Origin of the sequence: Sphingomonas desiccabilis (genome assembly GCF_004135605.1) — a bacterium.
Classification (GTDB): domain Bacteria; phylum Pseudomonadota; class Alphaproteobacteria; order Sphingomonadales; family Sphingomonadaceae; genus Sphingomonas; species Sphingomonas desiccabilis.
The window spans coordinates 313,163-324,660 of the sequence record NZ_SDPT01000002.1 but is presented as its reverse complement, the minus strand read 5'-3'; the positions used below and the strand labels follow the sequence as shown (position 1 = coordinate 324,660).

General features: G+C 69.2%; 7 protein-coding genes. 4 read left to right on the top strand and 3 right to left on the bottom strand.

The features are described from left to right. Nucleotides 1–41: 41 nt before the first annotated feature. The 3 genes from EO081_RS09690 (at nucleotide 42) to glgA (ending at nucleotide 5,220) form a co-directional block, all read left to right on the top strand. On the top strand, nucleotides 42–2,441 hold the full coding sequence (locus EO081_RS09690; RefSeq protein WP_129341753.1) for a glycogen/starch/alpha-glucan phosphorylase: 2,400 nt from the start codon (nucleotides 42–44) through the stop codon (nucleotides 2,439–2,441). An 89-nt stretch (nucleotides 2,442–2,530) separates the two neighbouring features. Then, a complete protein-coding gene (gene glgC, locus EO081_RS09685; RefSeq protein ID WP_375781665.1) occupies nucleotides 2,531–3,787 on the top strand; it encodes a glucose-1-phosphate adenylyltransferase in 1,257 nt (418 codons plus the stop codon). After that, on the top strand, nucleotides 3,784–5,220 hold the full coding sequence (glgA, locus tag EO081_RS09680; RefSeq protein WP_129341751.1) for a glycogen synthase GlgA: 1,437 nt from the start codon (nucleotides 3,784–3,786) through the stop codon (nucleotides 5,218–5,220). Before glgC ends, glgA begins: the two co-directional genes overlap by 4 nt. 2 nt (nucleotides 5,221–5,222) lie before the next feature. Here glgA and EO081_RS09675 read toward each other — a convergent pair whose 3' ends face one another. Next, nucleotides 5,223–5,675 (bottom strand): Lrp/AsnC ligand binding domain-containing protein, encoded by a 453-nt coding sequence (locus tag EO081_RS09675; RefSeq protein WP_129341750.1) that lies wholly within the window; start codon nucleotides 5,673–5,675, stop codon nucleotides 5,223–5,225. Nucleotides 5,676–5,811: 136 nt separating this feature from the next. On the opposite strand from EO081_RS09675, the gene putA reads away from it, so the two are divergent. Further along, complete coding sequence (putA, locus tag EO081_RS09670; RefSeq protein WP_129341749.1) at nucleotides 5,812–8,913, top strand: bifunctional proline dehydrogenase/L-glutamate gamma-semialdehyde dehydrogenase PutA; 3,102 nt, start codon at nucleotides 5,812–5,814, stop codon at nucleotides 8,911–8,913. 36 nt (nucleotides 8,914–8,949) lie between these two features. On the opposite strand, the gene EO081_RS09665 is transcribed toward putA, so the two are convergent. Both EO081_RS09665 and EO081_RS09660 read right to left on the bottom strand, forming a co-directional pair. Beyond that, the gene (locus tag EO081_RS09665; RefSeq protein ID WP_129341748.1) at nucleotides 8,950–9,999 is read right to left on the bottom strand and encodes a LacI family DNA-binding transcriptional regulator; all 1,050 of its coding nucleotides are present in this window, start codon (nucleotides 9,997–9,999) and stop codon (nucleotides 8,950–8,952) included. A gap of 5 nt (nucleotides 10,000–10,004) precedes the next feature. Next, nucleotides 10,005–11,489, bottom strand: coding sequence for a tryptophan halogenase family protein (locus tag EO081_RS09660; RefSeq protein ID WP_240697625.1), 1,485 nt, complete (start codon nucleotides 11,487–11,489; stop codon nucleotides 10,005–10,007). Between the last annotated feature and the right edge of the window lie 9 nt (nucleotides 11,490–11,498).

Here is an 11,498-nt window from a genome sequence, read left to right as displayed (position 1 = left end):
GCGGTACAAGCTCCTTCCCTGCCCTTTGATACGGCGCACCCATGACCCAGTCCCCGCTTGCCGCGCAGATCGTCGACACCCTCAAGCACCGCATCGGCAAGGACGAGCGCGCGGCGCACCCGCACGACTGGCTCGCCGCGACGATCCTGACGCTGCGCAACGACATCATCGACCGGTGGATGGAGTCCACGCGCGCCGCCCATGCCGCCGGTGCCAAGCGAGTCTATTATCTCAGCCTGGAGTTTCTGATCGGCCGGCTGCTGCGCGACGCACTTGCCAACCTCGGCCGGGACTCCGAGGTGCGCGACGCGCTGGAGGAGCTCGGGATCGAACTCGCCGCGATCGAGGCGATCGAGCCGGATGCGGCGCTGGGCAACGGCGGCCTGGGGCGGCTGGCGGCCTGCTTCATGGAGAGCCTGGCGAGCCTGGACCTGCCCGCCTACGGCTATGGCATCCGCTATGTGAACGGCATGTTCCGCCAGCGGATCGATGACGGCTGGCAGGTCGAGCTGCCCGAAACCTGGCTCGCGCACGGCAATCCCTGGGAATTCGAGCGGCGCGAGAGCGCCTATCTGGTCGGCTTCGGCGGCGAGGTCGTCAGCGAGGACGGCGGTCGCGTCCACTGGAAGCCGGCCGAGGGGCTGGAGGCGATGGCGGTGGACACCCCCGTGGTCGGCTGGCGCGGGCGGCGGGTCAACACGCTGCGGCTGTGGACGGCGCGTGCCTTCGACCCGATCCGGCTCGACCGGTTCAACGCCGGCGATCACCAAGGGGCGCTTGCCGGCCAGGTCGCCGCCGAGACGCTGGTACGCGTGCTCTATCCGGCGGACTCCACCCCTGCGGGACAGGAACTGCGGCTTCGGCAGGAGTATTTCTTCTCCTCCGCGTCGATCCAGGACATCGTCCGCCGGCACATGCAGTATTTCGGCGACATCACGACGTTGCCGGAGAAGGCGGCGATCCAGCTCAACGACACCCATCCGGCGGTGGCGGTGGCGGAGCTGATGCGGCTGCTGGTCGACCATCACGACGTGGCCTTCGACGAAGCGTGGGATATCGCGCGCGCGACCTTCGGCTACACCAACCACACCTTGTTGCCCGAGGCGCTGGAAAGCTGGCCGCTGCCGCTGTTCGAGCGGCTGCTGCCGCGGCACATGCAGCTCGTCTACGCGATCAACGCCAAGCTGCTGAAGGAAGCGCGCGAGACGCCGGGGATCGACGACCGCGCGATCACCGCGATCAGCCTGATCGACGAGGGCGGCGAGCGGCGCGTGCGCATGGCCAATCTGGCCTTCGCCGGCGCGCACAGCATCAACGGCGTGGCGGCGCTGCACACCGAGCTCATGAAGAAGACCGTGTTCGCGGACCTTCATCGCCTCTATCCCGACCGCATCAACAACAAGACCAACGGGATCACGCCGCGCCGCTGGCTGCACGAGTGCAACCCGGGGCTGACGGCGCTGATCGCCGACGGGATCGGCCCGGCGTTCAAGGACGATGCCGCCAAGCTCTCGCGCCTCGCCCCGCTCGCGGACGATCCCAGCTTCCGCGAGCGCTTCGCCGCGGTGAAGCGCGCCAACAAGGTCGCACTGGCCGACCATATCCGGGCGGAGACGGGCCTGTCGCTCGACCCGGACGCGCTGTTCGACGTCCAGGTGAAGCGCATCCACGAGTACAAGCGCCAGCTGCTCAACCTCCTCGAGACGGTGGCGCTCTACGACCAGATCCGCAGCCATCCGGAGCGCGACTGGGTACCCCGGGTCAAGCTGTTCGCGGGCAAGGCGGCGCCGAGCTATTGGAACGCCAAGCTGATCATCAAGCTCGCCAACGACATCGCGCGGCGGATCAACGGCGATCCGGCCGTCCAGGGCTTGCTGAAGGTCGCGTTCCTGCCCAACTACAATGTGTCGCTGGCGGAGCGGATCATGCCCGCTGCGGATCTCTCCGAGCAGATCTCGACCGCCGGCATGGAGGCGTCGGGCACCGGCAACATGAAGCTGGCGCTGAACGGCGCCCTCACCATCGGCACCCTCGATGGTGCCAACATCGAGATCAAGGATCGCGTCGGAGACGAGAACATCGTCATCTTCGGCCTCACCGCCGACCAGGTCGCCGAGCGGGCCCGCAACTATCATCCGCGCGAAATGATCGAGCGCTGCCCGGCGCTTGCCCAGGCGCTGTCGGCAATCGCCTCCGGCGTCTTCTCCCCCGACGATCCGGGGCGCTACGCCGGGCTGGTCGGGGAACTCTACGACCACGACAGGTTCTTCCTGGCCGCGGACTTCGAAAGCTATGCCGCGGCCCAGCGCGAGGTCGACCGACGCTGGCGCGACCCCGCCGGCTGGGGTGCCGCGGCGATCCGCAACGTGGCGGGCATGGGCTGGTTCTCGTCGGACCGCACCATCCGCGAATATGCGCGCGACATCTGGCACGTCGCCTGACCTGCCCCAGCGAACCCGCCAGAGAACCCGGACGCCGGATTAAGCGTTCTGCAACCATAACGACAAACGCGAACGGGAGAGAGACGATGATCGAGAGACGCGGGCAGCCGCTGGCACGCGACGCCATGGCCTATGTGCTGGCGGGCGGGCGCGGCAGTCGGCTGGCGGAACTGACCGATGTCCGCGCCAAGCCCGCAGTCTATTTCGGCGGCAAGTCGCGCATCATCGACTTCGCGCTCTCGAACGCGATCAATTCCGGCATCCGCCGCATCGGGGTTGCCACCCAATACAAGGCGCATTCGCTGATCCGCCACCTGCAGGGCGGCTGGAACTTCCTGCGGCGCGAGCGCAACGAGGGCTTCGACATCCTCCCCGCATCGCAGCGCATCAGCGAGTTCCAGTGGTACGAGGGCACCGCCGACGCAGTCTTCCAGAACATCGACATCATCGAGAGCTACGCGCCCGAGTATATGGTCATCCTGGCGGGGGACCACATCTACAAGATGGACTATGAGCTGATGCTCCAGCAGCATTGCCAGTCCGGCGCGGACGTGACGGTCGCCTGCATGGAGGTGCCGCGGCTGGAAGCGAGCGGCTTTGGCGTGATGGCCGTCGACGCGCAGGATCGGATCACCGACTTCGTCGAAAAGCCTGCCGATCCCCCCGCGATGCCCGGCCGCCCGGACGTCGCGCTTGCCTCGATGGGCATCTATGTCTTCAACACGTCGCTGCTGATCGAGCAGCTGCGCCGCGATGCCGCCGATCCGAACTCGGCGCGCGATTTCGGCAAGGACATCATCCCATATCTGGTCCGCCACGGGAATGCGGTGGCGCACCGCTTCTCCGACTCCTGCGTGCGTGCACCCGAGGAGCGCGAAGCCTATTGGCGCGACGTCGGCACGGTGGACGCCTATTGGGAAGCGAACATCGACCTGACCGACGTGGTGCCCAAGCTCGATCTCTACGACCACAGCTGGCCGCTTTGGACCTATTCGGAGGTGACCCCCCCGGCCAAGTTCGTCCACGACGAAGAAGGCCGCCGTGGCGAGGCGACCAGCTCGCTGATCTCGGGCGACTGCATCATCTCGGGCGCGTCGATCCGCAACAGCCTGGTGTTCACCGGGGTGCGGGCGCACAGCTTTGCCACGCTGGAGCAGGCGGTGATCCTGCCGCGCTGCAAGATCTCCCGCAACGCACGGCTCACCAAGGTGGTGGTCGACGCGGGCGTGTGCATTCCCGACGGGCTGGTGGTGGGCGAGGATCCGGTGCTCGACGCACGGCGGTTCCGCCGCACCGACAACGGCGTGTGCCTGATCACCCAGCCGATGATCGACCGGCTGGCATGATCCAGGCGCTGTCGGTCGCGTCGGAAGCCTATCCGCTGGTGAAGACCGGGGGGCTGGCCGACGTGGTCGGCGCGCTGCCGGATGCCCTGGCCCCGCACGGCGTCGCCACGACCACCCTGCTGCCGGGATATCCGAAGGTCCTGGCGCAGATGCCGGACGCCCAGGTGGTGCATCACTGGCCCGCGTTGCTGGGCGTGGAGGCGCGGTTGCTCGCCGGATCGCTCGGCGACCATCCGCTGTGGGTGCTGGACGCACCCGCGCTGTTCGCGCGCGACGGCGGCCCCTACGCCGATGCATCGGGGCGCGACTGGGACGACAACTGGCGCCGCTTCGCTGCGCTCTCGCGGGCGGCCGCGGAGCTGGCGTCGGGCGCGGTCGGCGGCCGGCGCTTCGACCTGCTGCACGCCCATGACTGGCAGGCAGGGCTCGCCCCCGCCTATCTGCGGTTCGCCGGCGGCGCGCACGGCACCAAGAGCGTGGCCACGATCCACAACATCGCCTTCCAGGGCAGCGTCGACGCGGGCGTGTTCCCCGCCCTCGAGTTGCCGCCGCATGCCTGGGGCATCGAAGGGGTCGAGTATTACGGCGCCGTCGGCCTGCTGAAGGCCGGCCTATGGGCGGCCGATGCCATCACCACCGTGAGCCCGACCTATGCCGAGGAGATCCGGCGGCCGGAGTTCGGCATGGGACTGGAGGGGCTGATCGCCGCGCGCGGTGCCCGGGTCACGGGCATCCTGAACGGCATCGATCCGGCGGTGTGGAACCCGACGACCGATCCACTGCTGGCCGCGCGCTACAGCGCCGACACGCTGGATGCGCGCGCCGCCAACACGCGCGCCGTGGAAGCGCGCTTCGGCCTGGACGGCGAGGGTCCGATCTTCACCGTCGTCAGTCGGCTCACCTGGCAGAAGGGCATGGACGTCCTCGCCAGCCTGCTCGACGATCTGGTCGCGATGGGCGGCCGCCTGGCGATGCTCGGCTCCGGCGATCGGGCGCTGGAACAGGCGTTTCGCGCCGCAGCCGACCGCCACCCTGGCCGCATCGGCGTACAGATCGGCTATGACGAGCCGCTGTCCCATCTGTTGCAGGGCGGTGCCGACGCGATCCTGATCCCGTCCCGCTTCGAGCCGTGCGGGCTGACCCAGCTCTACGGCCTCGCCTATGGCTGCGTGCCGGTGGTGGCGCGCACCGGGGGGCTGGCCGACACGGTGATCGACGCCAATGTCGCCGCGCTCGACGCGGGGGTGGCGACCGGCGTGCAGTTCGACGGCGTCACACCGCAGGCGCTCCGCGGCGCGATCGCGCGCACGATCGCGCTGTACCGGGATGCACCGCGCTGGCGGCAGATCCAGCGCCGGGGCATGGCCGCCGACTTCTCGTTGGAGAACAGCGGCGCGCGCTATGCGGCGCTGTACCGGCACCTGCTGGGCTGATGCTATAGCGGCAGCCGGGTCGTCGCCTTCACTTCCTCCAGCACCGCATAGGTCCGCGTCTCCCGGATGCCGGGCATGGCCACCAGCGTGTCGCCCAGAAAGGCCCGGTACGCGGCCATGTCGGCCACCCGCACCTTGAGCAGATAGTCGAAGCCGCCGGCGACCATGTGGCACTCCAGCACCTCCGGCACGCGACGGACATGCTCGGCAAAGGCGGCAAAGGCGTCGTCGGTGGTGCGATCGAGCAGCACCTCGACGAAGATCATCAGCGCGCGGTCGAGCTGCCCCGGATCGAGCAGCGCCGTGTAGCCGGTGATGACGCCATTGGCGCGCAGCCGCTTCACCCGGTCGAAGCAGGCGGCAGGCGACAGGCCGCAGCGTTCGGCGAGCGCCTGGTTGGTGATGCGTCCGTCCTCCTGCAGCACGCGCAGCAGCTTTCGGTCCATGGCGTCCATCGAAGATCCTTCGGCCCAACTGGCATTAGGGCCCGAGAATTCGGCGGGACCCGGCAAAATGCAAAGCACAATCGGCGGGCTTTCGCATAGCTCCCGCAGCAACTTGGAAGAACCTTCCCGCCTGTCGGAGAGCCGCATGCTTCGTTCGTTCGATTGGAACCACCTCGACGCCCTGCAGTACCAGGACGAAGAGGAAACGGTTGCAGACCTGCTGCGGGCAGTGCCGCTGTCGCTGGAGGAGCGCAGCGTGATCGGCCAGGATGCGGTGGGGCTGGTGAAGGCGGCGCGCGCCTCCACCCGCAAGCAGGGCGTGGTCGAGAGCTTCCTTCAGGAATTCTCGCTCGGCACGAAGGAAGGCTTGGCGCTGATGTGCCTGGCCGAGGCGCTGCTGCGGACCCCGGACGCGGAGACGCGCGACCGGCTGATCGCCGAGAAGATCGGATCGGCCGACTGGGCGAGCCATCTCGGCGGCTCCGACAGCCTGTTCGTCAACGCCTCCACCTGGGGGCTGATGCTGACCGGCAAGCTGATCGACGTGGACGAGGAAGCGCGCCGCGATCTCTCCGGCTGGGCCAAGCGGCTGGCGGCGCGCGTCGGCGAGCCGGTGATCCGCCAGGCGGTGGGCGCCGCGGTCAAGATGATGGGCGAGCAGTTCGTGCTGGGCCGCACCATCGAGGGCGCACTCTCCCGCGCCAGGCGCGAGGGCTATCTCTGCTCGTTCGACATGCTGGGCGAAGGCGCCCGCACGGCCGAGGACGCCGAACGCTACGAGCGGATCTACGCCGATGCGATCGAGGCGGTCGGCCGCGCGCGCGGGACGGGGCTTTCGCCGGAGGACGGCCATGGCGTCTCCGTCAAGCTTTCGGCGCTCTGCCCGCGTTACGAGGCGGTGCAGGAAGCGCGGGTCTGGGAAGAACTCTACCCGCGCATGGTGCGGCTGGCGAAGATCGCCGCCAGGCACGACCTGAACCTCGCGATCGACGCGGAAGAGTCGGAGCGGCTAGTGCTCTCCCTCAAGCTGATCGAGCGGCTGGTGCGGGAGCCGGAGCTGGGCGACTGGACTGGCCTCGGCGTCGTCGTGCAGGCGTATCAGAAGCGCGGCCGTGCGGTGATCGCGGGGCTGGAGGCGCTGGCCCAATCGAGCGGTCGCCGCCTGATGGTCCGGCTGGTGAAGGGCGCCTATTGGGACAGCGAGATCAAGCGCTCGCAGGTCGGCGGCCGTCCGGACTATCCGGTGTTCACCACCAAGCCGGCGACCGACCTCTCCTATCTCGTCTGCGCCGAGCAGCTGATCCGCGCCGCGCCGAGCCTCTACCCGCAGTTCGCGACCCACAACGCCCATACGTTGGCGGCGGTGCGGCGCATGGCGGATCGCGCCGGCGTCCGCATCGAGCACCAGCGCCTGCACGGCATGGGCGAGGCGCTGTATCGCTCGGCCGGGGACCGCTTCACGCTGCGCGCCTATGCGCCGGTCGGCGGGCATGAGGAGCTGCTGCCCTATCTCGTGCGACGACTGCTGGAGAACGGCGCCAACACCAGCTTCGTCCACGCCCTGCTCGACGAGCGGGTGCCGGCCGAGATGGTGGTCGGCGACCCGATCGCGGCGGTCCAGGCGCAGCCTGGCCGCCACCCGCGCATCCCGGTGCCGGGCGACCTCTACGGCGCAACCCGTCGTAACCCGCTCGGCCGGGACTATAGCCGCGACAGCGAGCGGACGACCGCGCGCCTGGCGGCCGACCTGGGGGCCGCCGACACCATCTCCGCCGGCCCGATCGTCGGCGGCCGCTTGCTGGCCGGCAAGGGGCCGCAGCCGATGACCAGCCCGGTCGATCGGAACCGCCTGATCGGGGCGGTGAGCGAAGCGACCGCGGAGGACATCGACCTCGCGGGCCGCGTCGCGCGCGCCGCCCAGCCGGCCTGGGACCGCAAGGGCGGTGCCGGTCGTGCCGTCGTGCTGCGCGCCATGGGCGATGCGCTCGAGGCCGAAATGGACCGCTTCGTGGCGCTGCTGTCGCGGGAAGCGGGCAAGACGCTTAACGACGGCGTCGCCGAGGTGCGCGAGGCGGTCGATTTCTGCCGTTACTACGCGCACCTCGCCGAGAAGCAGTTCTCCGGGCTCCAACCGCTCACCGGTCCGGTGGGCGAGACCAACCATCTCGAACTGCGCGGGCGCGGCACCTTCGTGTGCATCAGCCCGTGGAACTTCCCGCTGGCGATCTTCACCGGCCAGATCGCCGCTGCGCTGGCGGCCGGCAATGCCGTGCTCGCCAAACCGGCCGAGCAGACGCCGCTGGTCGCGGCGGAGGCGATCCGGCTGTTCCACCGTGCGGGGCTCGACGCGGATCTGCTCGCGTTGCTGCCGGGCGACGGCGCCACGGTCGGCGCGACGTTGGTCGGACACCCGCTGGTCCACGGCGTCGCCTTCACCGGCGGCACCGACACAGCCTGGACCATCAACCGCCAGCTCGCCAATCGTCCCGGCGCGATCCTGCCGTTCATCGCCGAGACGGGCGGCCTGAACGCGATGTTCGTCGACACCACCGCGCTCAAGGAGCAGGTGGTCGACGACGTGGTCGTTTCCGCGCTCGGTTCGGCCGGGCAGCGCTGTTCGGCGCTGCGGCTGCTGTTCGTGCCGGAGGAATCGGCGGACGAGCTGATCGCCACGCTGGTCGGCGCGGTCGACACGCTGGTGGTGGGCGACCCTGCCGATGCCGCCACCGACGTCGGCCCGGTGATCGACGGCGAGGCGCAGGCGATGCTGGAGGAACACGCCGGGCGGCTGGAACGGGAAGCGAAGGTCCTCAAGCGCGTCGATCCCGGCGCCTGGGGGGCGCGCGGCAACTTCTTCGGCCCGGTACTCGCCGAAGTGCCGCGCGCCGACTTCCTCGGCAAGGAAGTGTTCGGTCCGATCCTGCACATCTACCGCTATCGCGCCGACGAGCTGGAGAGCATCGGGCGCCAGCTCGCCGCCACCGGCTATGCGCTGACGCTGGGCATCCACAGCCGGATCGAGCGCTTCGCCGAGCAGGTGCGCGACCTGGTGCCGGCGGGCAACGTCTATGTGAACCGCTCCATCATCGGTGCGGTGGTGGGCGTGCAGCCGTTCGGCGGCGAGGGCCTGTCGGGCACCGGCCCCAAGGCGGGCGGCCCGCATGCGCTGCTGCGTTACGCGACCGAGCGCGCGGTGTCGGTGAACATCACCGCGCAGGGCGGCGACCCGGCGCTGCTGAACCTGTAAGCGCGCGAAAGGGGGCGGCACGCGTCGCCCCTTTTCCTACCGGCGCGGTGCCGCAGTCGATTCCCGCACCGTCAGCCTGGCCGGCACCACCACCGGCGCGCCTTCACGATCGCCGCCGCCCTGCGCCGCGATCAGCAACTCGACGGCGCGGGCAGTCACTTCCGCGATCGGCTGCACCACCGCGGTAAGCGGCGGGTGGGTGAAGCGCATGATCGGCGTGTCGTCGAAGCTCACCAGCGACATGTCGCCAGGCACCTCCAGCCCGCGCGCGCGAATGGCATCGAGCGTCGCGATCGCCATCTGCTCGCTGCTCGCGATGATCGCCGTCGGAGGGTCGGCACTGGCAAGAAGCCGTTCGGCGGCCGCGAGGCCGGAGTCATAACCGAAGTCGCCCACCGCCAGCAGGTCGGCCGCCAGACCCTTCCCGGCCATGGCGGAGCGCCAGCCCTGGATGCGCCAGCCGCTCAGCTCATAGTCGCTCGGCCCTGCGATGAAGCCGACACGCCGGTGGCCCAGTTCCAGGAGATGCTCGGTCGCCAGCACGGCGGCATGCTGGTCGTCCATGGTCAGCCGGAAGCCGGGGCCCTCTACCAGCGAACCCACGCGCGCAAAGCAGATGTGCTGCTCGGCAAGCAAGCCGGTGATCAGCGGGTTGTGCGAGTGCGGCGGGGTCAGGATCACGCCGTCGGGCTGCAGCGCGGCGAGCGCGGCCGACAGCTCGCGCTCGATATGGTCGCTGTGGGTGTCGACCAGTTCGACGATCATGCGGTAGCCGTGCTCGGCACAGGTGAGCATCCCCCCCAGCAGCATCTGGTCGACCCAGTCGGTGCCCTGCCGGTTGCGCCAGTCCTCGATGGTGCGCTGCCGGTCGTTCAGCGCCACAATCAGGTAGGAACGCGATCCCCCCATGCGCTGCGCCGCGATCGACGGAACATAGCCGAGCCGGTCGATCGAAGCCTGCACCCGTTCCGCCATTTCCGCGCGGACGTTGGGCTCCTTGTTGATGACGCGGCTCACGGTCTGCAGCGACACGCCCGCGTCGGCCGCGACGTGCTTGATCGTCACCCGCTGTCGGCGGCGGGCCATCCTCCTCAGGCCGCCTGTTCGCGGGCGGCCTCGCAATAGCTCGCCACATAGTCGGCATGCCGCGGCATCGCGGCGACCGTCCGCGCGACATTCTCCCGCAGGGTTGTGAGCAGCCGCGCAAGCTCCTCGTCGCGCAGCTTCTCGGCGATCGGGTGCCAGGCGCGCGGTTCGATCCCCTGCCCCATCATCACCTGCACCCAGCTGTTTTCGGCGAACAGCTCCTCGTTCTTGCGGAACACGCGGCCGGTTTCCCGGAACAGCTCGATCTTCTGGGCGAGGCTGTCGGGGATCGCCATGTCGGCGCAGTGTCGCCAGAAGGCGCTGTCCCGGCGTTCGGTGGCCTTGTAGTGCAGGATCAGGAAGTCGCGAACGTGCGTCATGTCCTGCAGCTGCTGCTCGTTGAACTCGGCGACGTCGCGCGGACTGACCTCGGACAGCGGCAGCATCCGGATCAGTCGAAGCACCGCGCGCTGGATCAGGTGGATGCTGGTCGACTCCAGCGGCTCGGCAAAGCCGCCCGCCAGGCCGATCGCGACGCAGTTGCGGACCCACTGCTGCCGCCGGACGCCGGTCGTGAAGCGCAGGTGGTTGGGCTCCGTGCGGGTGGGCCCTTCGAGGTTCCCGAGCAGCCGCTCAAGCGCCGCATCTCGTTCGAGGTAGCGGCTGCAAAACACGAGCCCGTTGCCGGTGCGGTGCTGGAGCGGGATGCGCCATTGCCACCCCGCGTCGTGCGCGATCGCGCGCGTATAGGGGACGGCCGGCGCAATGCTCTCCGTCTGGATGGCGATGGCGGAATCGCACGGCAGGTAATGGCTCCAGTCGTCGAACCCGGCGTGCAGCGTCTGTTCGACCAGGAGGGCGCGGAAGCCGGTGCAGTCGAGGAACAGGTCGCCTTCGACGCGCGTACCGCTCTCCAGCACCAGCGCGGCGATGTTGCCGGTCTGGCCGTCCAGTTCGACCTGCGCGATCTTGCCCTCGACCCGCCGCGTGCCATCCCCTTCCGCCATCCGGCGCAGGAAGCGGGCGTAGAGCGTGGCGTCGAGCTGATAGGCATAGTTGGCCCGGTCGCCCGGCAGGTGCCCGAACTTGCCCTCCAGTGCGGCGAGCAACTCGATGCAATAGGCATCATAGGATGCCAGGTGCCCCTTGGTGCGGCCATAGAGCCAGAAATGCTGGAAGCCTGCGGACCAATGGTCCTTCCCGGTATAGCCAAAGGAGTGGAAGTAGCGGTGGCCCGGCATCTTCCAATTCTCGAACTGGATGCCGAGCTTGAAGGTCGCTTGGGTGGCGGCCATGAACTCGGCCTCGTCGACGCCGAGCAGCCGGTTGAAATTGATGAGCGGCGGGATGGTCGATTCCCCCACGCCGACCGTCCCGATCGCGTCGGATTCGACCAGCGTCACCTCGACGGCGCGGCCCATGGTGCGGGCGAGCGCCGCCGCGGCCATCCAGCCGGCAGTGCCGCCGCCTGCCACCACGATGCGCCGCATGCGCCTGCC

What these genes read in the sequence shown, in the direction of transcription:
- EO081_RS09690 (WP_129341753.1), top strand. Translation starts at nt 42, where the DNA reads ATGACCCAGTCCCCGCTTGCCGCGCAGATCGTCGACACCCTCAAGCAC.
- glgA (WP_129341751.1), top strand. Translation starts at nt 3,784, where the DNA reads ATGATCCAGGCGCTGTCGGTCGCGTCGGAAGCCTATCCGCTGGTGAAG.
- EO081_RS09675 (WP_129341750.1), bottom strand. Translation starts at nt 5,675, where the DNA reads ATGGACGCCATGGACCGAAAGCTGCTGCGCGTGCTGCAGGAGGACGGA.
- putA (WP_129341749.1), top strand. Translation starts at nt 5,812, where the DNA reads ATGCTTCGTTCGTTCGATTGGAACCACCTCGACGCCCTGCAGTACCAG.
- EO081_RS09665 (WP_129341748.1), bottom strand. Translation starts at nt 9,999, where the DNA reads ATGGCCCGCCGCCGACAGCGGGTGACGATCAAGCACGTCGCGGCCGAC.
- EO081_RS09660 (WP_240697625.1), bottom strand. Translation starts at nt 11,489, where the DNA reads ATGCGGCGCATCGTGGTGGCAGGCGGCGGCACTGCCGGCTGGATGGCC.